Annotated in this window: 24 protein-coding genes; 5 read left to right on the top strand and 19 right to left on the bottom strand. The window is 73.4% G+C overall.

Going from position 1 to position 24,595, the window contains the following annotated elements:
- Positions 1-53: 53 nt before the first annotated feature.
- From ACIGXO_RS17660 to ACIGXO_RS17640, 5 genes are read right to left on the bottom strand one after another with little or no spacing between them, the layout of a single operon-like run.
- A complete protein-coding gene (locus ACIGXO_RS17660) occupies positions 54-851 on the bottom strand; it encodes a type III pantothenate kinase (protein WP_030260419.1) in 798 nt (265 codons plus the stop codon).
- Positions 851-1,903 carry a carboxylating nicotinate-nucleotide diphosphorylase gene (nadC, locus tag ACIGXO_RS17655; RefSeq protein ID WP_399786973.1) on the bottom strand — a complete coding sequence of 351 codons (1,053 nt, stop codon included), beginning with the start codon at positions 1,901-1,903 and terminating at the stop codon, positions 851-853. Before nadC ends, ACIGXO_RS17660 begins: the two co-directional genes overlap by 1 nt.
- Positions 1,900-3,600, bottom strand: a complete 1,701-nt coding sequence (locus ACIGXO_RS17650; protein ID WP_399786970.1) for an L-aspartate oxidase — start codon at positions 3,598-3,600, stop codon at positions 1,900-1,902. The genes nadC and ACIGXO_RS17650 overlap by 4 nt, the downstream gene beginning before the upstream one ends.
- Before the next feature lie 16 nt (positions 3,601-3,616).
- The gene (gene panC, locus ACIGXO_RS17645) at positions 3,617-4,765 is read right to left on the bottom strand and encodes a pantoate--beta-alanine ligase (protein WP_399786967.1); all 1,149 of its coding nucleotides are present in this window, start codon (positions 4,763-4,765) and stop codon (positions 3,617-3,619) included.
- The gene (locus ACIGXO_RS17640) at positions 4,762-5,691 is read right to left on the bottom strand and encodes a Rossmann-like and DUF2520 domain-containing protein (protein ID WP_399786964.1); all 930 of its coding nucleotides are present in this window, start codon (positions 5,689-5,691) and stop codon (positions 4,762-4,764) included. The genes panC and ACIGXO_RS17640 overlap by 4 nt, the downstream gene beginning before the upstream one ends.
- A gap of 203 nt (positions 5,692-5,894) precedes the next feature.
- On the opposite strand from ACIGXO_RS17640, the gene ACIGXO_RS17635 reads away from it, so the two are divergent.
- Complete coding sequence (locus tag ACIGXO_RS17635; RefSeq protein WP_399786961.1) at positions 5,895-7,049, top strand: threonine aldolase family protein; 1,155 nt, start codon at positions 5,895-5,897, stop codon at positions 7,047-7,049.
- Here ACIGXO_RS17635 and ACIGXO_RS17630 read toward each other — a convergent pair.
- Positions 6,960-7,265: a hypothetical protein gene (locus ACIGXO_RS17630; RefSeq protein WP_399786958.1), complete on the bottom strand. Its 306-nt coding sequence runs from the start codon at positions 7,263-7,265 to the stop codon at positions 6,960-6,962. The two genes, ACIGXO_RS17635 and ACIGXO_RS17630, sit on opposite strands and share 90 nt — an antisense overlap.
- A 146-nt stretch (positions 7,266-7,411) precedes the next feature.
- On the opposite strand from ACIGXO_RS17630, the gene ACIGXO_RS17625 reads away from it, so the two are divergent.
- A complete protein-coding gene (locus ACIGXO_RS17625; RefSeq protein WP_399787132.1) occupies positions 7,412-8,524 on the top strand; it encodes a DUF5937 family protein in 1,113 nt (370 codons plus the stop codon).
- 10 nt (positions 8,525-8,534) lie between these two features.
- Here the strand turns inward: ACIGXO_RS17625 and ACIGXO_RS17620 are convergent, their stop codons facing one another.
- The 3 genes from ACIGXO_RS17620 to ACIGXO_RS17610 form a co-directional block, all read right to left on the bottom strand.
- Positions 8,535-8,960 carry a DUF1992 domain-containing protein gene (locus tag ACIGXO_RS17620; RefSeq protein ID WP_399786955.1) on the bottom strand — a complete coding sequence of 142 codons (426 nt, stop codon included), beginning with the start codon at positions 8,958-8,960 and terminating at the stop codon, positions 8,535-8,537.
- Positions 8,961-8,996: 36 nt separating this feature from the next.
- On the bottom strand, positions 8,997-9,680 hold the full coding sequence (locus tag ACIGXO_RS17615) for a response regulator (RefSeq protein WP_399786952.1): 684 nt from the start codon (positions 9,678-9,680) through the stop codon (positions 8,997-8,999).
- A 108-nt stretch (positions 9,681-9,788) separates the two neighbouring features.
- The gene (locus tag ACIGXO_RS17610) at positions 9,789-10,994 is read right to left on the bottom strand and encodes a sensor histidine kinase (protein ID WP_399786950.1); all 1,206 of its coding nucleotides are present in this window, start codon (positions 10,992-10,994) and stop codon (positions 9,789-9,791) included.
- A gap of 121 nt (positions 10,995-11,115) precedes the next feature.
- Between ACIGXO_RS17610 and ACIGXO_RS17605 the strand changes: the two genes are divergently transcribed.
- On the top strand, positions 11,116-12,201 hold the full coding sequence (locus ACIGXO_RS17605; protein ID WP_399786947.1) for an SAM-dependent methyltransferase: 1,086 nt from the start codon (positions 11,116-11,118) through the stop codon (positions 12,199-12,201).
- On the top strand, positions 12,198-13,340 hold the full coding sequence (locus tag ACIGXO_RS17600) for an NADH-quinone oxidoreductase subunit D (protein ID WP_030260381.1): 1,143 nt from the start codon (positions 12,198-12,200) through the stop codon (positions 13,338-13,340). The genes ACIGXO_RS17605 and ACIGXO_RS17600 overlap by 4 nt, the downstream gene beginning before the upstream one ends.
- A 224-nt stretch (positions 13,341-13,564) precedes the next feature.
- On the opposite strand, the gene ACIGXO_RS17595 is transcribed toward ACIGXO_RS17600, so the two are convergent.
- From ACIGXO_RS17595 to ACIGXO_RS17580, 4 genes are all read right to left on the bottom strand, one after another.
- Positions 13,565-14,947: a hypothetical protein gene (locus ACIGXO_RS17595; RefSeq protein WP_399786944.1), complete on the bottom strand. Its 1,383-nt coding sequence runs from the start codon at positions 14,945-14,947 to the stop codon at positions 13,565-13,567.
- Positions 14,948-15,011: 64 nt separating this feature from the next.
- The gene (locus ACIGXO_RS17590; protein WP_399786941.1) at positions 15,012-15,974 is read right to left on the bottom strand and encodes an ABC transporter substrate-binding protein; all 963 of its coding nucleotides are present in this window, start codon (positions 15,972-15,974) and stop codon (positions 15,012-15,014) included.
- 35 nt (positions 15,975-16,009) lie between these two features.
- Positions 16,010-16,735: an ABC transporter permease gene (locus ACIGXO_RS17585; protein ID WP_399786938.1), complete on the bottom strand. Its 726-nt coding sequence runs from the start codon at positions 16,733-16,735 to the stop codon at positions 16,010-16,012.
- A gap of 3 nt (positions 16,736-16,738) precedes the next feature.
- Entirely contained in the window at positions 16,739-17,512 is a 774-nt protein-coding gene (locus ACIGXO_RS17580) for an ABC transporter permease (protein WP_399787129.1), read from the bottom strand.
- 183 nt (positions 17,513-17,695) lie between these two features.
- On the opposite strand from ACIGXO_RS17580, the gene ACIGXO_RS17575 reads away from it, so the two are divergent.
- On the top strand, positions 17,696-18,856 hold the full coding sequence (locus ACIGXO_RS17575) for an ABC transporter ATP-binding protein (RefSeq protein ID WP_399786935.1): 1,161 nt from the start codon (positions 17,696-17,698) through the stop codon (positions 18,854-18,856).
- A 229-nt stretch (positions 18,857-19,085) separates the two neighbouring features.
- Here the strand turns inward: ACIGXO_RS17575 and ACIGXO_RS17570 are convergent, their stop codons facing one another.
- From ACIGXO_RS17570 to ACIGXO_RS17545, 6 genes are all read right to left on the bottom strand, one after another.
- Positions 19,086-19,568 carry a DUF3180 domain-containing protein gene (locus ACIGXO_RS17570; RefSeq protein ID WP_351592746.1) on the bottom strand — a complete coding sequence of 161 codons (483 nt, stop codon included), beginning with the start codon at positions 19,566-19,568 and terminating at the stop codon, positions 19,086-19,088.
- Between the two features lie 120 nt (positions 19,569-19,688).
- The gene (gene folK, locus ACIGXO_RS17565) at positions 19,689-20,282 is read right to left on the bottom strand and encodes a 2-amino-4-hydroxy-6-hydroxymethyldihydropteridine diphosphokinase (RefSeq protein WP_399786931.1); all 594 of its coding nucleotides are present in this window, start codon (positions 20,280-20,282) and stop codon (positions 19,689-19,691) included.
- Positions 20,279-20,638, bottom strand: coding sequence for a dihydroneopterin aldolase (folB, locus tag ACIGXO_RS17560; RefSeq protein ID WP_351592742.1), 360 nt, complete (start codon positions 20,636-20,638; stop codon positions 20,279-20,281). The genes folK and folB overlap by 4 nt, the downstream gene beginning before the upstream one ends.
- A 358-nt stretch (positions 20,639-20,996) precedes the next feature.
- On the bottom strand, positions 20,997-21,485 hold the full coding sequence (locus tag ACIGXO_RS17555) for a nuclear transport factor 2 family protein (protein ID WP_030260354.1): 489 nt from the start codon (positions 21,483-21,485) through the stop codon (positions 20,997-20,999).
- Positions 21,486-21,641: 156 nt separating this feature from the next.
- Complete coding sequence (gene folP / locus ACIGXO_RS17550) at positions 21,642-22,526, bottom strand: dihydropteroate synthase (RefSeq protein ID WP_399786928.1); 885 nt, start codon at positions 22,524-22,526, stop codon at positions 21,642-21,644.
- A 156-nt stretch (positions 22,527-22,682) separates the two neighbouring features.
- Entirely contained in the window at positions 22,683-24,530 is a 1,848-nt protein-coding gene (locus ACIGXO_RS17545) for a phosphatidylglycerol lysyltransferase domain-containing protein (RefSeq protein ID WP_399786925.1), read from the bottom strand.
- Between the last annotated feature and the right edge of the window lie 65 nt (positions 24,531-24,595).

Here is a 24,595-nt window from a genome sequence, read left to right as displayed (position 1 = left end):
GCGCCGCGGGGCGCCCCGTATTCAGTTCCGCTTCGGCACGCTTCAGTGCCGCTTCACTGCCGTCCGACGTTGCGCTCGTACACCAGGCGCAGCCCGATGAGGGTGAGCCAGGGCTCGTGCATGTCGATCGTGGAGGACTCGCCCAGCACCATCGGGGCCAGCCCGCCCGTGGCGATGACGGTCACGTCCTCGGGGTCCTCGGCCAGCTCCCGCGCCATCCGCTGGACGACGCCGTCGACCTGCCCGGCGAAGCCGTACAGGATGCCGGACTGCATGGCCTCGACGGTGTTCTTGCCGATGACGCTGCGCGGCCGGGCCAGCTCGATCTTGCGCAGCTGCGCGCCCTTGACGCCCAGCGCGTCCACCGAGATCTCGATGCCCGGCGCGATCACGCCGCCCACGTACTCGCCGCGCGCGCTCACCGCGTCGAAGGTCGTGGCCGTGCCGAAGTCCACGACGACCGCCGGGCCGCCGTACAGCTCCACGGCCGCGAGGGAGTTGATGATGCGGTCGGCGCCGACCTCCTTGGGGTTGTCCATGAGGATCGGCACGCCGGTCTTCACGCCCGGCTCGACCAGTACGGCCGGCACGTCGCCGTAGTAGCGGCGGGTGACCTCGCGCAGCTCGTGCAGGACCGAGGGGACGGTCGAACAGATCGAGATGCCCTCGATGCCGTCGCCCAGCTCCTCGCCGAGCAGCGGGTGCATTCCCATCAGGCCGTTGAGCAGCACGGCCAGCTCATCGGCGGTACGGCGCGCGTCGGTGGAGATCCGCCAGTGCTCGACGATCTCCTCACCGTCGAAGAGACCGAGGACGGTGTGGGTGTTACCGACGTCGATGGTCAGCAGCATCAGGCCCCGGCCTCCCCGGCTCCCTCGTACGCGCCCTCGCGCAGGTCCAGGCCGATGTCCAGGACCGGCGAGGAGTGCGTGAGGCTGCCGACGGCGAGGTAGTCCACGCCGGTCTCCGCGTACGTACGGGCGTTCCCGAGCGTCAGGCGGCCCGAGGACTCCAGCATCGCGCGGCCCGCGACCAGCTCCACGGCCTCCCGGGTCTGCTCCGGCGTGAAGTTGTCCAGCAGGATCAGGTCGGCGCCCTCGGCGAGGATCGGCGGGATCTGGTCGAGGCGGTCCACCTCCACCTCGATCGGCACGCCGGGGAACTCGGTCCGTACGGCCTTGAACGCCTCGGCGACGCCGCCCGCGGCCACCACGTGGTTGTCCTTGATGAGCGCCGCGTCCGAGAGCGACATGCGGTGGTTCACGCCGCCGCCGCAGCGCACCGCGAACTTCTCCAGGGAGCGCAGGCCCGGCGTCGTCTTACGGGTGTCGCGCACCCTGGTCTTCGTGCCCTCCAGGGCGTCCGCCCAGGCCCGCGTGGCGGTGGCGATGCCGGAGAGCCGGCACAGCAGGTTCAGCGCGCTGCGCTCCCCGGTGAGCAGGTCGCGCGTGCGGGCGGTGACCGAGATCAGCTTCTGCCCCGCCTCGACGCGGTCGCCCTCCTCGACGTGCCGCTCGACCGCGAACTCGTCCGTGCACACGACGGAGAGCACCGCCTCGGCGACCCGCAGCCCCGCGACCGTACCGGCGTCGCGCGCGGTGAAGTCGGCGGTGGCGATGGCGTCCTCGGGAATGGTCGCGACGGTGGTGACGTCCACGCCCTGGTCGAGGTCCTCCTCGATGGCCAGGTGCGCGATGTCCTCGACCTGTACCGGGTCCAGCCCCTCGTTGACCAGCAGGGCCGCCAGGTCCGGGTCCAGGCCGCACTCCAGCGGGTCCAGCTCGTACGCGTCGTCGCCGGAGCCGCAGCCGCAGGCGTCGCCGCAGCCGCCGCCGGACGCGTCCGACGGGCTCTGGCCGGGACGGCCGATCTGGAGGAGGGGGAGGTCGTCGGGCGTGCTCACGGGTTCGGCTCCGTTTCGGGATGGGTGGCGGGGAAGTCGGCGGAGTCCGTGACCCGGAATTCCACCGTGTGGGGCGGGCGGAAGGTGACCACGGAGTGGCGCTGCCAGACCTCGTCGTTCCGGTCGGGGTAATCCTCCCGCCAGTGGCAGCCGCGGGTCTCCTCGCGCGCCCGCGCACCGGCGACCAGGGCCCGCGCGACCAGCAGGAGGTTGGTGGCCTCCCATGCTTCCACGCCCGGCTCCGCGGACTTGCCCTCCTCGGATTCCGCCGAGGCCCGGGAGGTCAGCCGTACGAGCGCCTTGTAGGCCCCCGCGATGCTGTCGGCGGACCGCAGCACCCCGACGCCCGCCGTCATGATCCGCTGGATCTCGAAGCGCGTCTCGGGCGCGAGCAGCGGTACGGGCGGGCCCTCGGGCAGCCGCGGCTCCCCGGGGCGCGGCAGCGGCCGCGATCCGATGTCGGCCGCGATCCGTTCCGCGAACACCAGGCCCTCCAGGAGGGAGTTGGACGCGAGCCGGTTCGCGCCGTGCACGCCGGTGCAGGCGACCTCGCCGCACGCGTACAGGCCCGGCACGGTCGTCCGGCCGTGCAGATCGGTCCGTACGCCGCCGGAGGCGTAGTGCGCGGCGGGCGCCACCGGGATCGGCTCGGTCACCGGGTCGATGCCGTGGCTGCGGCAGGCCGCCAGGATGGTCGGGAAGCGCTGCTCCCACATGGCCGCACCGAAGTGCCGCCCGTCCAGGTACATGTGCTCGGCGCCCTGCTCCAGGGCGCGGCGCAGGATGCCCTTCGCCACGATGTCGCGCGGCGCCAGTTCGGCCAGTTCGTGCTGGCCCACCATGAAGCGCACGCCGTCGCCGTCCACGAGGTGCGCGCCCTCTCCGCGCACCGCCTCGGAGATCAGCGGCTGCTGCCCCTCGGCCTCCGGGCCCAGGTAGAGCACGGTCGGGTGGAACTGTACGAATTCGAGGTCGGAGATCTCGGCGCCGGCCCGGAGGGCCAGCGCGACCCCGTCGCCCGTGGAGACGGACGGGTTGGTCGTCGCCGAGAAGACCTGGCCCATGCCTCCGGTGGCGAGCACCACGGCGGGCGCGTGCACGGCGCCCACGCCGTCGTGCTGGCCCTCGCCCATCACGTGCAGGGTGACGCCCGCCGTGCGGCCCTCGGCGTCCGTGAGGAGGTCCAGGACGAGCGCGTTCTCGATGGTGCGAAGTCCCTTGGCGCGGACCGCCTCGACCAGCGCGCGGGAGATCTCCGCGCCGGTGGCGTCGCCGCCCGCGTGCGCGATCCGGCGCCGGTGGTGGCCGCCCTCGCGGGTCAGCGCGATGCCCGCGCCGTCCTCCTCCGGGTCGAAGCGCGCGCCCGTGGCGATCAGCCGTCGTACCGCGTCCGGGCCCTCGGTGACCAGCGTGCGCACCGCCGCCTCGTCGCACAGCCCGGCGCCCGCCACGAGGGTGTCGTCGAGGTGCTGCTCCGGGGTGTCGCCCTCGCCGAGGGCCGCGGCTATGCCGCCCTGCGCCCAGCGCGTGGAGCCGTCGTCCAGCCGGGCCTTGGTGACCACGACCGTACGGTGGCCGGCCGCCGCGCAGCGCAGCGCGGCGGTCAGCCCCGCGACGCCGGAGCCGACCACGACGACGTCCGCGTCGATGGCCCAGCCGGGCGCGGGGGCGTCGAGTCGTATGCCGGGCCCGGTCATCGGGGCGCTCCTGCGGTCATCGTGGTGCTCCTGCTGACGGGGGTCCGCTCTGCGGTACGGCGGGCCCGAAAGTGAGGCGGATGTTGTCTATGAGGCGGGTGGTGCCGACCCGGGCAGCGACGACGAGCACCGCCTCGCCTTCGTACCCGCCCTTGTACGGCCCGTCGTCCGGGGCCCGCTCCGCGTCCGGGAGCACCGTGAACCCCTCCGGGTCGACCAGCTCCAGGTAGTCCAGCTCCAGCGGCGGGTCGAAGCGCGCCGCGTCCTCCAGGACGGCGCGGGCCGCCGCGCGGGCCACGGCCGGGCCCTGCGGGCTGTCGGCGGACGCCACGTAGGCGAGCGCGTGCGCGTCGGCCGCCGCCCGGTCCTCGCCCATCGCGGCCAGGCCCACGGCGCGCGCCTCGGAGTGCGTACCGGACTCGGCACGCACCCGCAGCGCCTCTTCGGCGGCCAGCCGGTCGCGGGCCGCGAACAGGGCGCGCGAGAGGGCCAGCGCGGTGCGGCGCTCCGGGGGCGAGAGGTAGCGGTTGCGGCTGGAGAGCGCCAGCCCGTCGTCCTCCCGTACGGTCGGCACGCCGACGATCTCCACGGGGAAGTTCAGGTCGCGCGCCATACGGGTCACGATGGCGAGCTGCTGGGCGTCCTTCTGGCCGAAGAAGGCCACGTCCGGTGCCGTGAGGTGGAGCAGCTTGGCGACGACGGTGGCCATGCCGTCGAAGTGACCGGGGCGCGAGGCGCCCTCCAGCACGTCGCCCATGGGGCCCGCGCTGATGCGCACCTGGGGCTCGCCGCCCGGATAGACCTCCTCGGCCGACGGCGCGAAGACCGCGTCGGCGCCGGCCGCACCGGCCACCACGATGTCGGCGTCCAGCGTGCGCGGGTAGCGGTCCAGGTCCTCGCCCGCACCGAACTGCAGCGGATTCACGAACACGGTGACCACGACCTGCCCCTCGGGGCCGACGTGCGCGCGCGCCGTACGGACCAGCGTCGCGTGGCCCTCGTGCAGCGCGCCCATCGTCATCACGACGGCGCGGCGGCCGCGGCGCGGCAGGGCCCGCAGCTCGGCGGCGGTGCTCACCAGGCGGGGGCCGGCGGGCGCGGGAGCGGGGGCGGCCGACGGGACGTGGGCGTCCGTAGCGGCCGGGTGGTGTGCCGTGGTGTTCATCGGGTGCCTCCCTCCGTGCGGTCCACATCTCCGGAGAGCACGCCGAGCAGGTCCTCGGCGAGCTCCGGCTTGAGCAGGCCGTGCGCGAGCGCCCGGTCCGCCGTCGTACGGGCCATCGCGAGGTATCCGGCGACCGCCTGCGGGGAGTGCTTGCGCAACTCCGCGACGTGCGCGGCGACCGTACCGGCGTCACCGCGCGCGACCGGCCCGGTCAGCGCGGCGTCACCGGAGCGCAGCGCGTTGTCCAGCGCGGCACCCAGCAGCGGTCCGAGCATCCGGTCCGGTGCGCCGACCCCGGCCGTGCGCAGCAGTTCCAGGGACTGGGCGACCAGCGTGACGAGGTGGTTGGCCCCGATGGCCAGGGCCGCGTGGTACAGCGGCCGCGCCGCCTCCTCGATCCACTCGGGCTCGCCGCCCATCTCGATGACCAGCGCCTCGGCGGCCATCCGCAGCTCCTCGGGAGCGGTGACCCCGAAGGAGCAGCCGGCCAGCCGCTGGACGTCCACGGAGGTGCCGGTGAACGTCATGGCGGGGTGCAGGGCCAGTGGCAGCGCGCCGGCCCGGGTGGCCTCGTCCAGCACCCCGGCGCCGAACCGCCCGGAGGTGTGCACGAGCAGCTGTCCCGGCCGCACGGCGCCGGTCTCCGCGAGCCCGGCGACCAGGCCGGGCAGCGCGTCGTCGGGGACCGTCAGCAGCACCAGGTCGGCGCGCGCGAGGACCTCCTCCGGCGACACGAGGGGCACGTCGGGCAGGAGCGCGGCGGCGCGCCGCCGGGAGGCGTCGGAGACGCCGGAGACGGCGACCGGGTGGTGCCCCGCCAGCTGCAGGGACGCGGCGAGCGCGGGCCCGACGCGGCCTGCCCCGACGACACCGACGGTGAGCCGGGCGGGGCGGTCCTGGGCCTCGGTAAGGGGATTCTCATTCACGCGGCAATGGCCTTCCGTTCCAGTCCGCGGGGGGTACCGGACGTTTCCTGGTCATGCTACGCGGTGTTCCGCACGCGCCCCGAGGGACGGACGGCAGGTGAGACGGGCGTCTCGTCACCGCGTCAAAACTCCCTCGCCCTCCCCGGGGCGGTACGCGATGATCGGGCGGACGTACGCGGGCGGGCGGAGGAGGCGGGCAGCACATGACCGACCAGGAGGACCGGACGCGCCGACTGGCGGCTTGGCGCGGCTGCGACCGGGCACTGATGCGCGGCGCCGGCGACGAGACCGTCGCCGAGCGGCTGGCCCGGCTGACCGCCGATGCGCCCGGTACGTACGACCTGGACACCCCGGTGGACTTCTACGCCGACGAGGAGAGCGTCGTCGGCACCCTGGAGCGGCGCACGGCGGAGCTGCTGGGCACCGAGGCCGCGGTGTTCCTCCCCACCGGCACGATGGCGCAGCAGGTCGCGCTGCGCTGCTGGGCGGGGCGTACGGGGAACGCCACGGTGGCCGGGCATGCCATGTCGCACCTGGAGGTGCACGAGCGGGACGCGTACGCGGTGGTCAGCGGCTTGCGCATGATCCACCCGACGCGGGAGCCCCGGCTGCCGACCGCCGAGGAGGTGCGCGGTCTGGACGAGCCCTTCGGGACGCTCGCGCTGGAACTGCCGCTGCGGGATGCCGGTTTCGTGCTGCCCTCGTGGGACGAGCTGGTGGCCGTGGCGGACGCGGCCCGGGAGCGCGACGCGGTGGTGCACTTCGACGGGGCGCGGCTGTGGGAGTCGGCGCCGCACTTCGGGCGCCCGCTCCCGGAGATCGCCGATCTCGCCGACAGCGTGTACGTGTCGTTCTACAAGTCGCTCGGCGGGATATCCGGTGCCGCGCTGGCCGGCGGCGAGGACTTCGTGGCCGAGGCGCGGGCCTGGCGGCACCGGTACGGCGGGCTGCCGTTCCAGCAGTGGCCGGCCGCGCTGGCCGCGCTCACCGGACTGGACCGGGAACTGCCCCGCCTCCCCGAGTACGTCGCGCACGCCAAGGTGATCGCGCGGGCGCTGGCCGAGGGGCTGGCCGAGTGCGGCGTGCCGTGGTTCCGGGTGCACCCCGACCCGCCGCACACCCACGACTTCCAGGTGTGGCTGCCGTACGCCCCCGAAGTGCTGGAAGAGGCGAGCCTGCGGCTGGCCGAGGAGACCCGTACGGCGCTCTTCCGGCGCTGGTGGGGCGGTGGCGTACCGGGCGTGGCGACGACCGAGGTCCACGTGGCCTCAGCCGCACTGGGCTGGACTGCCGCCGATGTGCGGGGCGTTCTCGCGGACTTCCTGGCGCGGGTGCGGGCGGTGGCCGGCGGGGGCTGAGGCGAGCGTACGGCGCCCGAGCAGGGCCCGTACAGCGGCGCGCAGGGCCCGGACCGGCAGCCGGCCGGCGGGCGGCGCGACGACGGCCTGGAAGCGCCGCCAGTCGCGTACTGCCCGCAGCGCCTGTACGTCGCCGGTACCGGGCAACGGCGGCCCGGCCTCCCCCCGCTGAGCTGCGCGGTAGACATCGATCATGTGCTGCTGCATCGCGTTCATGTCCTCCACGGTGGGCGGCGCGCGCCATCGGGGGCACGCCGATTGACGGGAGCCGTCAAACGTCGGCGGGCGCGCCTCACGGGTCGCGCATGATGGGCGTACCGGGCCGGCGACGGCGCGTACGCACAGGGGAGGAACACGTGGGGATCCAGATCGACATCACCGGCCTGCCGGAGGAGCGCTTCGTCTTCGCCCCCTCGCCGCTCGCGGAGCTCGGTACGGCGCTGCACGCGCTCACCGAGCCCGGCCACCACCCCGGGCTGCACGGCTGGACCACGGCGACCCGTGCCGCGCTCAAGCCGGACCTCGCCGACCGGCTGCACGAGGCGGACTTCCTGTGGGGGCCGACCTTCTCCGACATCTCGATGCCGTTCGCGGCGCTCGCCGAGACCCACGGCATGCCCGGCGCGACCCTCGCCGAGGACCTGGACCTGCTCGACCGGCTGGACGACGAGCTGTACGTCGCGGCGGCGCTGGAGATCTCCTGCGCCAGCCTCTATAGCAAGGGCGGCCCCTCGCCGCTGGTCGACGCGGAGGCGCGGCACCAGGCGCTGGAGCGTGCGGTGGCGCGCGGCCCGCGCCAGGCGGAGTTCGCGCGCCGGCTGCTGGCCGACCCGCCCGCCGTACGGGCCTGGATACGCCGCTTCTTCGAGGACTGCGACCAGGCGTTCTTCGCGGACGTCTGGCAGCGCGTCCGCGTGCAGCTGGCGGCCGACGCCCGGCACAAGACCGAGGTGCTGCGCCGCAAGGGCCTGGCCGACGCGCTCACGGAGGTGTCCACGGCCCTCACGGTGGACGAGGAGCAGCGCCGCATCACGGTCGACAAGCTGAGCAACGGCCGGACCACCGCGGTGAACCCGGGGACCGGCGCCGGGCTGACGTTCGTCCCGAGCTCCTTCGGCTGGCCGCACCTGATGGTGCTGCACGCGCCGGGCTGGCGGCCGGTGATCCATTACCCGGTGGCCGCGCCCGAGTTGTCGCGCACGGCCTCCGTGGAGCTGCTCCAGCAGCGCCTGGAAGCGCTGGCGCACCCGGTGCGCATCCGGATCTGCCGCAATCTCGCCCGGACCGCGTACAGCACCGGCGAACTCGCCGCGGAGCAGGGCATCACCGCGCCCGAGGTCTCCCGGCACCTCGGCGTCCTGAAGAAGGCGGGCCTGATCCAGACCCGCCGCCGCGGCCGGTACGTCCTGCACCAGCTCGACCTCCAGGTCGTCGCCCGGCTGGGCAGCGACTTCCTGGAGGGGATCCTGCGCTGAGGGCGGCCGCCTACGGGTCCTGTCGCTGCCGCATCCGTTCGCGTACGGCCGTCCGCCAGGCTTCGACGACCTCCTCGGGGTCGTACGGCGTGAGGCCCAGCGGCGGCCCCGGAGGCGGATTCCTGAGCGCTTCCCGGATCCGGTCGTTGATGTCCGCGACGATCCGCCGGGCCTCGCGCTCGGAGCGGGCGCCGCGCGCCGCCGCCAGCGCGTCCTCCGCCTCCTTGCGCAGCGCGAGCGTGGGCGGGAGGTAAGAGAGGCTCTCCCGCTCCATCTTGGCCCGCACCCACCACAGCTCGTCGTACGGCTTGTTCAGCCCCTTCAGGGGCTTACCGGCGCCGGGCAGATCGTCGAACTCGCCCCGCTCGGCGGCTTCCCTGATCTGCCGGTCGACCCAGGTCTCGAAGCTGACGCCCGGCGGCTTGCGGTCGGTCACGGTGCGCTCCCTCGAAGCGGGGGGACGGCGGTACTTCTATGATGCGCCGCCGCCCGCCCGCACCAGGCCCGTTTCGTACGCCAGCACGACCGCCTGGACGCGGTCCCGCAGCTCGAGCTTGGTGAGGATGCGGCCCACGTGCGTCTTGACCGTGGCCTCGGAGAGGACGAGACGGGCGGCGATCTCACCGTTGGACAGGCCCTGCGCCACGAGGAGCAGCACCTCGCGCTCCCGTTCGGTGAGCCGCCGCAGCTCCGGGCGGCCCTCCTGCGGTGCGGCCGACGGCAGCATCGGCGTGAAGCGGTCCAGCAGGCGGCGGGTGGTGGACGGCGCGACCACCGCGTCACCGCTGTGCACCGCGCGGATCGCCCCCAGCAGCTCGTCCGGCGGCACGTCCTTGAGCATGAAGCCGCTGGCCCCGGCCTTGAGCGCGGAGAACGCGTACTCGTCCAGGTCGAAGGTGGTCAGGATGAGCACCTTCGGGGCGTCCTCGGCCGTCCCGTCCGCGCAGATCCGCCGGGTCGCCTCCACGCCGTCCAGGTGCGGCATCCGCACGTCCATCAGGATCACGTCGACCCGGGTGGACCGCAGCACCTCGAGGGCGGCCACGCCGTCGCCCGCCTCCGCGACGACCTCCATGTCCGGCTGGGCCGCCAGCACCATCCGGAAGCCGGTGCGCAGCAGCACCTGGTCGTCGACGAGCATCACGCGGATGGTCATGCGGGGGTCCGTCCCTTCGGGGGCATTCGGTCAACAGGATGGCGCGCCACGGGCGGCGCACCGGGTGGGTGGTGGCGCGTCCAAGGAGGGGTGGCGCGCCCAAGTGCCCTAACGCGCCGGTGCGAGCGGCAGCACGGCGCTGATACGGAAGCCGCCGCCCGGCCGCGGCCCCGCGTCCAGACTGCCGCCGACCATACCGACGCGTTCCCGCATGCCGATGAGGCCGTGGCCCTGCCCGTCGGCGCCGCCCTCCTCGTACAGCTCGTGCTGCGCGCCCCGGCCGTCGTCCTCGACGAGCAGCTCCAGGCGCTCCTCCCCGTAGACGAGGCGGACCGTCGCACCGACCCCCGGCCCGCCGTGCTTGCGGGTGTTGGTCAGCGCCTCCTGGACGATGCGGTACGCGGTCAGCTCCACGCCGCTGGGCAGCGGCCGCTCCCGGCCGCCGACCGTGAACTCCACGGGCAGGCCCGCGCCGCGCACCTGCTCCACGAGGTCGGCGAGCTGGTCGACGCCGGGCTGCGGCACGTACTCGCCGCCCTCGGCCCCCTCGCCGGTCCGCAGCACGCCGAGCAGCCGCCGCATCTCGGCGAGCGCCTGCCGGCCCGTGCCGGAGATGGTCTCCAGCGCCTGCCGGGCCTGCTCGGGCGCGGACTTCAGTACGTACGCCGCGCCGTCGGCCTGCACCACCATCACCGAGACGTTGTGCGCGACGACGTCGTGCAGCTCGCGGGCGATCCGGGCGCGCTCGGCCGCCACCGCCATCCGGGACTGCGTCGCGCGCTCCTTCTCCAGCCGCGCCGCGCGCTCCTCCAGCTGCGCCCAGTAGGCGCGCCGGGTGCGCAGCGAGTCGCCCATCACCCAGGCCAGTACGAACGGGACGGTCAGGAAGACGACGACGACCACGTCCTGCCACATCGTGTAGTACGGGTCGGGCTGGTGCCAGCGGAGCCTGGACAGGATCGGCGCGAGGATGCCGCCGGCCAGCGCGTACCAGGAGGCCCAGCGGACGTTCCCGTACGCGACGGTGTAGATGATCACCAGCATCGCGAAGTCCGCCGGGTTCGACTCCACGTCGAAGACCAGCTGCGCGACGCCCGCGAGGGTGGCCAGCAGCAGCATCCTCAGCGGCGCCTTGCGACGCAGCGCGACGACCGTGCACAGCGCGAGGACGACCAGCACTCCGACGACGCGCTGGACCGGGCCGGTGAGTATGTCGGAGACCAGCCACAGGCCGCAGAACGCGAGCAGCAGCAGCGCCCAGAAGGTGTCCACACCTGTCGGGTGCCTGCGGAAGAAGTCGTAGAGACGCTGCACGTCACCCAGCGTAGGCAGCGCGTATAGGTGTACGGGTCAACCGAAGGAGCGATCCTCGGCGCGCGCCCTACTCCCCAAGGTGGATGCCGGACGGTACCCCGGCCGCCCGTACGGTGGGGCGGTGACGAACGAGTGGTGCGGCTGGCGGGACGCGACGGAACGGGCGCTGTACGGGCCCGGCGGCTTCTACACGCGCGCCGACGGCCCCGGGCCGGCCGGACACTTCCGCACCTCGGTGCACGCCTCGCGGCAGTACGCGGGCGCCGTGGCGAGGCTGCTGGAGCGCGTGGACGAGGCGCTGGGGCGTCCGGAGCGGCTGGACGTCCTGGACGTCGGAGCGGGGCGCGGCGAGCTGCTGAGCGGCGTCCTGGCGGCGCTGGACACGGCCGGGGCGGAGGCCGCCGAGTCGCCGGCCGGGGAGGCCGCTCGCACGCTCCCGGGGCGGCTGCGGGCGTACGCCGTCGAGAAGGCGCCCCGCCCCGAAGGGCTCGACCCCCGCATCACCTGGCTCGCCGAGCTGCCCGCCCCAGGGACGCTCACCGGGCTGCTCTTCGCCAACGAGTGGCTGGACAACGTCCCGGTGGACGTCGTCGAGACGGACCCGGAGGGCGTGGTGCGCCGCGTACTCGTACGCGCGGAGGACGGCGCGGAGCGGCTCGGCGAGCCGGTGACGGGCGAGGACGCGGCGTGGCTGGCGGAGTGGTGGCCCACCGGCGGGGCCGGCGGGCCGCTGGACGGGGACGGCGGGCCGGGGTGCCGGGCCGAGATCGGGCGGCCCCGGGACGCGGCGTGGGCACGTGCGGTACGGACGCTGCGCCGCGGGTTCGCCGTGACCGCCGACTACGCGCACCTTCGGGAGGCCCGCCCGCCGTACGGCACGCTCACCGGCTTCCGCGACGGCCGCGAGGCCGCCCCCGTACCGGACGGCAGCCGCGACATCACCGCGCACGTCGCGCTGGACGCCTGCGCGGCGGCCGGCGGCACCGGGGCGCTGCTGCTCACCCAGCGGGCCGCGCTGCGCTCCCTGGGCGTCGACGGCAGCCGCCCCCCGCTGGCCCTCGCGACCACCGATCCGGCCGCCTACCTGCGGGCCCTCAGCGGCGCCGGCGAGGCCGCCGAGCTGACCGACCCGGGCGGCCTGGGGGCCTTCCACTGGCTGGTCCAGCCGGTCGGCCTGCCGGCGGGAGCTGTCAGACTGTCCCCATGACGGAGACGATGGTCGGCATTGGCGGTGCGGCGGAGAGCACGGACATGGTGCTCAACATCGGGCCCCAGCACCCCTCCACCCACGGAGTGCTGCGGCTGCGCCTGGTACTGGACGGCGAGCGCATCAGCCACGCCGAACCGGTGATCGGTTACATGCACCGGGGCGCGGAGAAGCTCTTCGAGGCGCGCGACTACCGCCAGATCATCGTGCTCGCCAACCGCCACGACTGGCTGTCGGCGTTCTCCAACGAGCTCGGCGTCGTGATGGCCGTCGAACGGATGCTCGGCATGGAGGTCCCGGAGCGGGCGGTCTGGACGCGCACGCTGCTGGCCGAGCTGAACCGCGTACTGAACCACCTGATGTTCCTCGGGTCCTACCCCCTGGAGCTGGGCGGGATCACCCCGGTCTTCCACGCCTTCCGCGAGCGCGAAGAGCTGCAGAACGTCATGGAGGAGCTCTCCGGCGGCCGGATGCACTACATGTTCAACCGCGTCGGCGGCCTCAAGGAGGACCTGCCGGCGGGCTGGCTGGGCCGGGCCCGGCACGCGGTCTCCGAGGTCCGCTCCCGTATGGACGTCTTCGACCGCCTCGTCCTCGGCAACGAGATCTTCCGCGGCCGCACCCGCGGGGTCGGCGTGCTGACCCCGGAGGCGGTGCACGCGTACGGCGTCTCCGGACCCATCGGCCGCGCCTCGGGCGTCGACTTCGACCTGCGCCGCGACGAGCCGTACCTGGCCTACGGGGAGCTGCAGGACACCCTGAAGGTCGTCACCCGCTCCGAGGGCGACTGCCTGGCCCGCTTCGAGGTGCTGCTGGAGCAGACGCACAACGCGCTCGACCTGGCCGACGCCTGTCTGGACCGGATGGCGGAGCTGGCCCCCGGGCCGATCAACCAGCGGCTCCCGAAGGTGCTCAAGGCCCCCGAGGGCGCGACGTACGCCTGGACCGAGAACCCGCTCGGCATCAACGGCTACTACCTCGTCTCCAAGGGCGAGAAGACCCCGTACCGCCTCAAGCTCCGCTCCGCCTCGTTCAACAACATCCAGGCCCTGACGGAGCTGCTCCCCGGCACGCTGGTCGCCGACATGGTCGCGATCCTGGGCTCGCTGTTCTTCGTGGTGGGCGACATCGACAAGTGACCTTCAGGGCATGGCCCGCTGTACGACGGGTAGCGCGCGGGCCAATGCCAACAGGGTCATCCACAGGGTGTGGATAACTTTTCCGCGCTCTGGGGCACGCAAAGCTCCGGATGCCGGCTCCGGATGCCGGCTCCGTACGCCCGCTCCGGACACTCGCTCCGGACACTCGCAAAAACGCCCGCACCGGTCAGCGACCGGTGCGGGCGTTTCCCGTGTTGCTCGGCTTACTGAGAGGCCGCGCTGCGGAGCTCGACGACGTCGATCTGCTCGGTCTCGTCGTGCGCGGTCAGGTCGATGACCTCACCGGCGGCGGGCTCACCTGCCTCGGACTCATCGGCACCGGGCTCATCGGCAGCGGGCTCACCGGGGGCTTCCGGCGCGGCCTCGTCCCGCGCCTCTTCCCGCGCCTCGGGCTCGGCCTCCGCGGCGGTCTCCGGCGCGGCCTCCGCGGCGGCCTCCGGGGCTGTCTGCCGGGCGGTCTCCGGAGCGGCCTGCTGCGGGGTCTCCGGAGCAGTCTGCTGCGCGGCCCGGCGGGCCGCCGCGCGGGCCGACTGTTCGGCCACCGCCTCGTCGCCCAGCACGTCCGCCAGGTCCTCCTCCAGCGGCTCCGCCGGGGCCTCCTTGGGCACGGCGGCCGTGCCCGTGCCCGTACCGAAGAAGTCGAAGCCGCCGGTCGTCCGCGAGGCGGGCCGGCGCTGCGCGCTGAGCGGCGCGACCGCGGCGGCCGGCACCGGACGCAGCGCGGGGGCACCCTCGGCCGTCGCACGTATCTGCGCGGCCGCGCGGGCCTGTTCGGCGGCGCGCTGCCGCTCCGCCCGCTCGCGCTCCGCCCGCTGGGCGGCGTCGCGGCGGGCGGCCTCCTGCCGTACGGCGCTCTCGTTCAGCCGCAGCAGCGCCTCGTCCGCCTTGCGGAAGTCCCGCGCGGTGGGGGCCGCTGTGGGGGCCGCGGAGGCGGCTCCGGCAGCCGGGGAGGCGGCGTCGGTGTCCGTGGCCGGGTGAGCGGCGGCGCGGCCGGGAGCCGCGGCCGGCGCGCCGGGCGTGATGGCGGCCGCCGCCGTGCCGTCCGCGACGGGGCCGACGGCGGCGGGCCGAACGGCCGTCAGACCCGGTACCGGCACGGCGCCGCCCGCGGTCAGCTCGCGGGCCGGAGCCGTGGCTTCGATCGCGAGCCGGCGACGGCCCTCCAGGGCGCTGGCCCGCTCGGTCTCGGCCGTGGCGTACCGGCGCAGCAGCGCGGCGTGTTCATTGCGCAGCCGGGCCAGCTCGGCGCGCTTGGCGCGCAGTTTGGTCTCCAGCGCGGCCCGGATCTCCCGCGCCTCCTCGACGTCCGTCTCCAGTTCGGCGACGCGCTCCTCGGTCCGCCACTCGTCGCGCACCCGGGCGCGGGTGAGTTCGGCGACCCGCTTGCCGGCCCTCCGGTCCCAGGTGCGGGCCAGCACGGCCCCGCCGACCGCGGCAACGGCCGCGGCACCGACCAGGATCCGGAGCACCAGCGCATCGCCGACCAGCCAGGCACCGGCGGCGCAGGCAATTGACGCACCGGCGACCGTCGTAGGGGGAAGAAGCCGGTGCAGGGGTGGGGAATGGCGATGGCGTCCTCGTGGCATGGCCTGAAATTTACCGTGCGTACGAGGCTGGTGGGGCCCCGCCCTGCAATCCGTTTCCCGCTGGTTACTTCTTGAGCAGGTCCTTCTCCTTCAGATAGGCCGTCGCGACATCCGCCGGCTTGCGCCGGTCGGCATCGACCTGACGGTTCAGCTCGATCAAGTCCTTCGTCGTGAGCACCTTCGTGAGCTCGCCGAGCGCACTCGCGATCGCGCTGTCACCGGCGCTCTCCGCATTCACCACCGGCAGCACATTCTCGGCGTTCTGCAGGTGCTTGTCGTCCTTGAGGAGCACCAGCCCGAAGCTGTCGAGCGTGGCGTCCGTCGTGGTGGTCAGCACCAGCTGGTCCGTGCCGTCCTTGACCGCCTGCTTGGCCTGCACCGTGCCCACGCCCTTGGGGTCGATGGACGTCACGGCTATGCCGTACGTCTTCTTCAGGCCCGGCAGGCAGTACGGCCTGGTCTCGCACTCCTCGCCCGCCGCGAGCTTCACCTTCTGCTTCGACGCGCCAAGGTCCGAGAGAGTCTTCAGCTTGTGCTTCGCTGCGAATTCCTTGGTGACCGCGAAGGCGTTCTGGTCCGCCGCCGCGCCGTGCGGGAGAACCTTCAGTCCGCGCGGCTCGGCGAGCTTCTTCAGTGCCGCGACGGTCTCGTCCGCGTCGTTGGACGCGACGGACTTCGCCTTGGCACCGTTCTCCTTGGCGTTGAGAAAATCGGCGAGCGTGGAGGCGTATTCCGGAACGACATCGACCTCACCCTTCTCCAGGGCCGGTTCGTAGAGCTCGCGATTCTTCAGCGTCTGCACGGACGCCTTGTACCCGGCATTGGAAATGATCTTGGAATAGAGCTCGGCGAGCACCTGCGACTCGGTGAATCCCGCCGAGCCGACGACGATCGTCCCCTTGCCGCCCGAACTCTTGCCGCCCTTTTCCTCAAGGCTCTGGCCACCGCACGCGGACAGCCCGGCGGCCAGCGCCAGCACCGTCCCCGCGACGAGCGCCGTCCGCGCGGTACGCGACTTGCTGTTCATCCGAACTCCCCATCCAGTCGTCCACTGACATCCGCTCACACCGCGGCTGCGTCCTTACGGGCCGTCCGTATGCCCCGGCGGGCCGTGCGCGCCGGGCGCTTGCCCCGCATCGGGTCGCACAGCCGCTCCACCGCCACCAGCACCGCCTCGACGAGCAGCGCCAGCCCCGCGACCAGCACGGCCCCGGCCACCACCTGCGGGGTGTCGTAATTGCCGAAACCCGCCGTGATGATCCGGCCGAGGCCGCCGCCGCCGGCCAGCGCGGCCAGCGTCACCGTCGCCACGACCTGCACCGACGCCGACCGCAGCCCCGTCATGATCAAGGGGTACGCCAGCGGCAGCTCGACCCGTATCAGCAGCTGCGAGCCGGACATGCCCATCCCCCGGGCCGCCTCCACCACATCGCGGTCGGCCTCCCGCATCCCGACGTACGCGTTGGTCAGCAGCGGCGGCACCGCGAACAGCACCAGCGCCACGATCGTCGGCCAGTCCCCCGCCCCGCCCAGCGGACTGAGCGTCAGCAGCACCAGTACCGCGAAGGTCGGCACCGCGCGGCCGACGTTGGCGAGATTGACCGCCAGCGCCCCGCCCTTGCCGATGTGGCCCAGATACAGCGCCACCGGCAGCGCCAGCAGAGCGGAGATGACCAGGCACACCACGCTGAGCTGCACATGCTGGCCCAGGCGGTGCCATACGCCGTTCTCCCCCACCCAGTTGGCCGCGGAGCCCAGCCAGTCCCACGCGCCCGTGATCGCGTCCATCGCTCAGGCCACCGCCTTCCGCTCGCGCCCGGACCTGCGCATCCCGCCGGCCCCGCCACGCACCCGCCGCGTCCGGCCGGCCCGCGTCCAGGGCGTCAACGCCCGCTGCAGGCCCACCAGCAGCAGATCGGCGACCAGTGCCAGCAGCACGCACAGCACGGATGCCGTGAGCACCTCGGCCTTGAAGAAGCCCTGCATCCCGCTGTCGATGAGATTGCCCAGCCCGCCGAAGCCGACGACCGCGCCGATCGTCGTCATCGCCACCGTCGAGACCGTGGCGATCCGCAGCCCCGCCATCAACGCGGGCAGCGCCAGCGGCAGTTCGACCTGGAAGAGCAGCCGCAGCGGGCCGTATCCCATCCCGCGGGCCGCCTCGCGCACCTCCGCGGGGACCGCCTGCAGGCCCGCGAGGATGTTCCGCACCAGGATCGTCAGGGAATAGAGCACCAGGCCCGTCACGACCACGGCGGCCGAGACCCCGAACACCGGGGTCAGCAGCGCGAACATGGCCAGCGACGGGACCGTGTACAGAATCGTCGTCAGGCCGAGCACCGGCCCGGCCGCGCCGCGCCGCTGCCGGGCGAGCAGCGCCAGCGGGAACGCCACCAACAGGCCGAGGGCCACGGAGAGGACGGTGATCCAGACGTGCTGGACGGTGGCGTCCACCAGCTCCTGGCCACGGCTGCGGAGGTACTCGCCGCAGATCCAGTCGTTCGCCCGCAGGCAGTCGCGCGGGCTCGATGCCGCGCTCACGTACGCATTCGGGGCCGCGCTCATGTACGTACTCGCGACCGTGCTCATGGGCGTGCTCACGCCACGTCACCTCCCCCGTCCGCTCGTTCACAAATCCGGTGACTGTCTGCGACCTTATCCCCCGCCACTGACAATCGGACCGGACCGCCATTCACTCGCAACATCCCGTTCATCCCGCCCCGGGCGGACCGACGACAATGGGGAAGCATGATCCGTTTCGAGCACGTCACCAAGCGCTACGCGGACGGCACCACGGCCGTCGACGACCTCTCGTTCGAGGTCGCTGAGGGCGAGCTCGTCACGCTCGTCGGCCCGTCGGGCTGCGGCAAGACCACGACCATGAAGATGGTCAACCGCCTCATCGAGCCCAGCGACGGCCGCATCTTCCTCGACGGCGCCGACGTCTCCACCGTCGACCCGGTCGAGCTCCGCCGGCGCATCGGATACGTCATCCAGCAGATCGGGCTGTTCCCGCACAAGACCGTGCTGGACAACACCGCCACGGTCCCGCATCTGCTCGGCCGCCCCCGCAAGCAGGCCCGCGCCCGGGCCGCCGAACTCCTCGACCTGGTCGGCCTGGACCCGTCCGTGTACGGCGACCGGTACCCGGAACAGCTCTCCGGCGGCCAGCGCCAGCGCGTCGGCGTGGCCCGCGCCCTCGCCGCCGATCCGCCCGTGCTGCTGATGGACGAGCCGTTCGGCGCCGTCGACCCGGTCGTCCGCGAGCACCTGCAGACGGAGTTCCTGCGCCTGCAGTCCTCGCTCCGCAAGACCGTCCTCTTCGTGACGCACGACATCGAGGAAGCGGTACGGCTCGGCGACCGCATCGCCGTCTACGGGGCCGGACGCGTCGAACAGTTCGACACTCCCGCGACGGTCCTGGGCGCGCCCGCGACACCGTACGTAGCGGAGTTCGTGGGCGCCGACCGGGGGCTGAAGCGGCTGTCCGTCACCCCCATCGAGACCGGCGACCTCGAACAGCCGCCGGTCCTTCACCTCGACGACCCCGTGGGGCGCGCGCTGGCCGGGATGACGGCGGACGGCGCCCGCTGGGCGGTCGTAGTGGATCACGAGGACCGGCTGCACGGCTGGGTCGCGGCGGACACCCTCGCGCTCGCGAAGGAGGGCACGGTCCGGGAGCACGCGCGGCGCATGGAGGCGTGGCTGCCGGTCGGGGCGCCCCTGAAGCAGGCGTTCAGCACGATGCTGCAGCACGACGCGGGCTGGATCGCCGTACTGGACGGCGACCGCTTCCTCGGCGTCCTCACCCCGGGCCGCCTCCACGAAGCCCTGCGCCGCTCGACCACGGCGGACGCGGCAAAGATCTCCCGCGCGGAGGTGGCCCTGGAGTCGGTACTGGACGCGTGAGGCCGCGACGCGAAGAAGGCGGGCGGACCGGGCAAAGGGGCGGCGCGCAAACGGGGCGCGGGAAGGAGCGGGCGGGGCGGGAAGCAGGGGGCGGGGCGGGCGCTGCGCTTACAGGTGCAGCTCGCCACTCCCCCACCTCGGGGGTTACCCGGGGGAAGCCGCCGACGCACCCGAGCAGCCCCGAGTGCACTCGAAAGGGGCCCGCGGGCTCTCAGGGCAAGGCAGCCCCCTACGCGGCCGCCGCACCCGCCTCGTCGTCATCGTCCGGGAGCTTGCAGACGCGCTCCAGGAAGACGGCGGCGGCCACCACCGCCAGGCCGGCGAGGACCGCCAGGCCCGCGTACACCGTCTGGTCCCCACGGCCCTGGGCCGCGGAGCCCGAAGTCAGCAGAAAGACCGCGACGCCGCCGTACAGGCCGCTCACGACCGCGGCGACCAGCGCGCTCGCCTGGCCGAACAGCACGGCCCGCGCCGCCATCATCGGCTCGACGCCCTTCGCGCCGGGCACCCGCTCACGCTGGGCCTTCAGCCGGCTGCGCAGCGACAGGGCCGTCGCCGCCAGCACGGCCGCGATCAGCGCCAGCACGATCGGGGCCGCCAGCGGCACGCTGGGCAGCGAGCCGAGCGCGTCCCACAGCCGGGCGCCGGCCCAGGCCAGCACGCCTGCCACCACGAACAGCCCGACCAGCACCTTGATCCGTAGCTGCTTCACCGAGCTCTTCGCCCCTCACACCGTTCTGGCCACGCGCCCGCGCGGGCGCGCCGGCCGTCATGTCCACCGGACACCATCATGATCCCTGCACCGGCCCCCGGAGAGCCGTAGGGACAACGATCACTCCGGCAGTCGCAGTTCCAGGTCGGCGCGCGGAGAAATGCCGCTCCGGCCCAGCGTCGCCAGCAGCTCGGCCACCGGGCCGTGCCCGGGGACCTTGGCCTCGGGGTCGACGTCGTGCCACGGCACGAGGACGAAGGCGCGCTCGTGGGCGCGCGGGTGCGGCAGGGTCAGCACCGGGTCCTCGGAGACGACGTCCTGGTACGCGACGATGTCGACGTCGATCGTGCGCGGACCCCAGCGCTCGTCGCGCACCCGCTCGAACGCCTCCTCGATGGCGTGGCCGCGCTCCAGGAGCGAGGACGGCGGCAGCGTGGTCTTCAGGAGGACCACGGCGTTGAAGTACGTCGGCTGGGAGCCCGGCTCCACGCCCCACGGCTCGGTCTCGTACACCGGCGAGACGGCCTTCACCCGCACGCCGGGGGTGTCCTCCAGCGCGTCGATGGCGCCCTGCAGCGTCTCCAGGCGGTTGCCCAGATTGCTCCCCAGGGAGATCACCGCGCGTTTGGGGTTGGTGAGCGTCACGTCCGCCGCGTCAACCTGCTCCACCACGGAGGCGGGCACCGGCTGTACGGTCGGGTCACTGCTGGTCATACTCGGCTCCGGGTGATGGTGATGGTCACGTCGTCAAAGGGGACCGTGATCGGGGCATCGGGCTTGTGAACGACGACCTCGACCTCCTCCACCCCCTCGTGCTTCAGGCATTGGGCGGCGATCCGCTCCGCGAGCGTCTCGATGAGGTCGACCGGCTCGCCCTCGACGATCGCCACGACCTCCTCCGCCACGACTCCGTAGTGCACGGTCTTCGCGAGGTCGTCGGTCGCCGCCGCCGGCCGGGTGTCCAGGCCCAGGACCAGGTCCACGACGAACGCCTGGCCCGCCTCGCGTTCCTGGGCGAACACGCCGTGGTGTCCCCGGGCCTTCAGCCCGCGCAGCGCGACACGGTCCACGCGAATCACTCCCACTGGTACCACTGATCGTCGGATTACCGGGCACGCACCGGACACCGTCCGGAACACCACCCGGTCATCGAATTTACCTGCGAGCACTGACAGTGCTCGCCCACGGGGGCCGTGGACGGCACCCCGCACAGCTGCCGCACAGCCGAGTCCCCGTCCGCGCGGCCATTTACCCCGCGGCCCCTCGCTCCACCCCTACCCCGACCCGACTTGGCTCGAACGAGTGCGCCCTCGGTCACCCCGCTGACCCTGACCGCTGACCCCGGACACGGTATCCGGCCACGTCAGCGCGGTGCACGCGGCCGTTCAGCAGTCTCAGCAGGCGGACTCGCAGCCGCCGAGACGTGCCTCACAGGCCGCCCGGCAGCCCGCCCACGCCGTCGTCCTCGTCCTCCGGGCCGTCCTCGTCGTCCTCGTCGTCCCGGTCGGCGAGCACCGGCGACCCGTGGTGCGACCACACCCGCCAGCCGTCCTCCGTGCGCCGGAAGACGTTCGTCGCCACGACCAGCTGGCCGATCAGCGGGCCCACCGAGCCGTCCTCCTCGGCCGGGCCGCCGCTGAGGATGTTCTCCGTGCAGGTCACCAGCGCGGTGTCGGCCACCACGTCGATCTCCACATCGGTGAGGAAGAACTGGATGTACTCGGTGTTCGCCATGATCAGCGCATAGGAGCGCAGCACCTCGCTGCGGCCGCGCAGCACCGGCCAGCCAGGGTGCACCACGCTCACCTGGCCGTCCAGCCACAGCTCGGACATCGCCTCGTGATCCCCGCGCTCGATGGCCTCGTAGAACGCGGTATTGGCCTGCTCCACCAGCTCGATGTCCGTACGTGGGCTCAAACCGCTCACACCGCTCCCGTCATGGTCCTCGTGCGTACTTCGCGTTCTTTTGGGCGTGCACAGGTACGTGCACGCATACGGGCCCCGCGCCCAGCGACCCCGTTACCGGAGACACCGCGCGCCACCTGGCTGCCCTGTGCCCTGCCGGGCCCCGTTCTACGCCGTGCGCCGGGCCGCGGCGGAACCGGCGGCCTCCACGGCGCGCGCGACCCGTACGGCGTCGGCGCTGGCCCGCACTTCATGCACGCGGACCGCCCAGGCGCCCTCGCGCGCCGACAGGGCGGTGACCGCCGCCGTCGCCGCGTCCCGCTCCCGCGCCGGCGGCACCGAGGCGGAGGCGCCGGCACCGGCCAGCACCCGGCCCAGGAACCGCTTCCGGGAGGCGGCCACCAGCAGCGGCCGGCCCAGCTCGTGCAGCCGCTCCAGGCCCGCGACCAGCTCCAGGTCGTGATCGGCCTGCTTGGCGAAGCCCAGGCCCGGGTCGATCACGATGCGCTCCGGGTCGATGCCCCCGGCGACCGCACGGTCCATCGAGACCCGCAGCTCGGCCACGACCTCGCCGACGACATCGCGGTAGACCGCCCGGTCGTTCATGTCGACGGACTGGCCGCGCCAGTGCATCACCACGAACGGCGCGTGCGCCGCGGCCACCACCGGGATCATCGCCGGGTCGGCGGCCCCCGCACTCACGTCGTTCACCAGATGCGCGCCCGCCTGCAGCGACTGCTCGGCGACGGAGGCCCGCATCGTGTCCACGGAGATCACCACGCCGGCCGCCGCCAGCTCCCGTACGACCGGGATGACGCGGCGCAGCTCCTCGGCCTCGTCCACCCGCGCGGCACCGGGCCGGGTCGACTCGCCGCCCACGTCCACCAGGTCGGCCCCCTGGGCCACCAGGTCCAGGCCGTGCTTGACCGCGAGCTCGGTGTCGAACCAGTCGCCGCCGTCGGAGAACGAGTCGGGGGTCACGTTGACCACGCCCATGACCGCGCACCGGTCCCACTCGGGAAGACCGGCCACCCGGCCACGCAAAGTACTCATACATCCAGCCTAGGCGCTGTGACCGGGCCGCTCGCCCCCAGCACCGCGCGTACCTGGGCGAACGCGGACGTATGGGCACACCTGTACGTCCCTGTACGTACCCGTTCGCCGACTCCCCCGCCGGCCCGGCCGCCACCGCGCCCGCCCCTCGGGCTCTCAGGCGGCCCGCCCGACCGACGTACCGCACAGCCCCGAGGCCCGGTGCGCACACGGGCGCGCCACCGGCTCCGGACGCCGCCGGCGCAGCAGCCGGGGCAGCCCCAGCTGCACGAACCCCTCGGCCTGCATCGCCGCGAAGCCGATCCGCGGCAGATCGCGGGTGGCCCGGAAGACCACGAAGCGCGGCTCCCAGCGGGGCTGGAACTTGGCGTTGAACTTGTACAGCGATTCGATCTGGAACCAGCGCGAGAGGAACACCAGCAGCCCCCGCCACGTACGCAGCACCGGCCCCGCGCCCAGCTTCTCGCCGCGGGCCAGCGCCGAGCGGAACATCGCGAAATTCAGCGAGACCCTGGTCACGTCCAGCTTCGGGGCCGCCTGCAAAGCAGCCACGATCAGCAGCTCGTTCATCCCCGGATCGGCGCTGCGGTCGCGCCGCATCAGGTCCAGCGACATGCCGTCCGCGCCCCACGGCACGAAGTGCAGTACGGCCTTCAGGTCGCCGTACGGGCCCGGCACCTCGCCCTCCTCGGGGGCGCGGTGCGCCGTGGCGATCACCGCGTCCCCGTCCCGGGGATCGCCGATCCGGCCCAGCGCCATCGAGAAGCCGCGCTCGGTGTCCGTGCCCCGCCAGCCGTCGGCGGCCCGCTGGACCGCCTCGATCTCCTCGGCGGACAGTTCGGCCACCCGGCGCACCTTGGTCTCGTAGCCGTTGCGCTCGATGCGCTTGACCATCTGCCGTACGTTGCGCATCGCACGCCCCGAGAGCGTGAAGTCCGCCACGTCCACGATGGCCTCGTCGCCCAGCTCCAGCGCGTCCAGACCGGTCTCCCGGGTCCACACCTCGCCGCCGGTCTCGGAGCAGCCCATCACCGCGGGCGTCCAGGAGTGCGCCCGCGCCTCTTCCATGAAGCGCTCGATCGCACCCGGCCACGCCTCGACGTCCCCGATGGGGTCGCCGCTGGCCAGCATCACCCCGGAGACCACGCGGTAGCAGACCGCCGCCTTGCCGCTGGGCGAGAAGACCGCGCCCTTGTCGCGGCGGAGCGCGAAGTGGCCGAGGGAGTCCCGGCTGCCGTGCCGGGCCAGCAGCTCCCGCAGCCGGTCCTCGTCCTCCGGCGTGAGCCGGGCGGCCGGCTGCTCGGGCCGGAAGGCGAGGTACGCGGTGGTCGCCAGGGTCAGCAGGCCGAGCGCGCCGAGCGAGTAACCGACCGTGTAGTCGACGTGATGGGTGTACGCCACGGGCCCCTCGAAGCCGAACAGGCCCCACACGACGTGCTGCAGCTCCGCCCAGACCGTCGGGTCACCGACGGTGCGGTGCGGATGGGAATTGACGATCACCATGCCGAGAGCGACGCTCACGCCGCCCAGCACGAGGAAGTTCAGCAGCGCCTTCCAGCGGCTGCGCGGGTCCGGCAGCGCCGCGAACTCCCGGCGGTGCCGCACCAGATAGGCCAGCAGCGCCAGCGAGAGCACCGCTCCGATCACGGAGTGGCGATACGCGAACTGCGCCGCCGCGCCCACCGGGAGCAGCGTCACCGCGGCGATCCACACCCGCCGCTTGCGCCGCTTCAGGCCGTGCGCCAGCAGCAGGAGCAGCAGGCCCACCACGATCGCGGCGGCCGCGGCCAGCGGGCTCACCGCGCCGGGCAGCACCTCCGCCATGGCGTGCATGCGGCTGTGCCGGAAGCGCGGGAACACACCGGAGGCCACGTTCAGCAGACCGATCAGCGTGCAGGCCGTACCGACCGCCGTGGGCACCGCCTCCGGGCGCGGACCCCGCACCCAGCGCGCGCGACGCCACGCAACCACTCCGGACTTTTCGCCATCTAGCCTGTCAGACATCACTTTCCCGTCGCCCGCTCCTCAAGCCGCCTGACCTTCAGAACGCGGAGCATCAAGTCGCCACT

The sequence above is a fragment of the Streptomyces sp. NPDC053542 genome (genome assembly GCF_044544685.1).
In the GTDB taxonomy this organism is placed as follows: Bacteria; Actinomycetota; Actinomycetes; order Streptomycetales; family Streptomycetaceae; genus Streptomyces.
Note: the sequence above shows the minus strand (reverse complement) of the source record. Positions and strands in the feature narration are given on the sequence as shown.

Coding starts and splice junctions, on each gene's coding strand:
- folK (WP_399786931.1), bottom strand. CDS start 20,282: ATGACCAGCAGTGACCCGACCGTACAGCCGGTGCCCGCCTCCGTGGTG.
- ACIGXO_RS17630 (WP_399786958.1), bottom strand. CDS start 7,265: ATGAACGCGATGCAGCAGCACATGATCGATGTCTACCGCGCAGCTCAG.
- ACIGXO_RS17635 (WP_399786961.1), top strand. CDS start 5,895: ATGACCGACCAGGAGGACCGGACGCGCCGACTGGCGGCTTGGCGCGGC.
- ACIGXO_RS17650 (WP_399786970.1), bottom strand. CDS start 3,600: ATGACCGGGCCCGGCATACGACTCGACGCCCCCGCGCCCGGCTGGGCC.
- ACIGXO_RS17580 (WP_399787129.1), bottom strand. CDS start 17,512: ATGAGCGCGGCCCCGAATGCGTACGTGAGCGCGGCATCGAGCCCGCGC.
- ACIGXO_RS17585 (WP_399786938.1), bottom strand. CDS start 16,735: ATGGACGCGATCACGGGCGCGTGGGACTGGCTGGGCTCCGCGGCCAAC.
- folP (WP_399786928.1), bottom strand. CDS start 22,526: ATGAGTACTTTGCGTGGCCGGGTGGCCGGTCTTCCCGAGTGGGACCGG.
- ACIGXO_RS17595 (WP_399786944.1), bottom strand. CDS start 14,947: ATGCCACGAGGACGCCATCGCCATTCCCCACCCCTGCACCGGCTTCTT.
- ACIGXO_RS17660 (WP_030260419.1), bottom strand. CDS start 851: ATGCTGCTGACCATCGACGTCGGTAACACCCACACCGTCCTCGGTCTC.
- ACIGXO_RS17600 (WP_030260381.1), top strand. CDS start 12,198: ATGACGGAGACGATGGTCGGCATTGGCGGTGCGGCGGAGAGCACGGAC.
- ACIGXO_RS17615 (WP_399786952.1), bottom strand. CDS start 9,680: ATGACCATCCGCGTGATGCTCGTCGACGACCAGGTGCTGCTGCGCACC.
- ACIGXO_RS17545 (WP_399786925.1), bottom strand. CDS start 24,530: ATGTCTGACAGGCTAGATGGCGAAAAGTCCGGAGTGGTTGCGTGGCGT.
- ACIGXO_RS17590 (WP_399786941.1), bottom strand. CDS start 15,974: ATGAACAGCAAGTCGCGTACCGCGCGGACGGCGCTCGTCGCGGGGACG.
- panC (WP_399786967.1), bottom strand. CDS start 4,765: ATGAACACCACGGCACACCACCCGGCCGCTACGGACGCCCACGTCCCG.
- ACIGXO_RS17575 (WP_399786935.1), top strand. CDS start 17,696: ATGATCCGTTTCGAGCACGTCACCAAGCGCTACGCGGACGGCACCACG.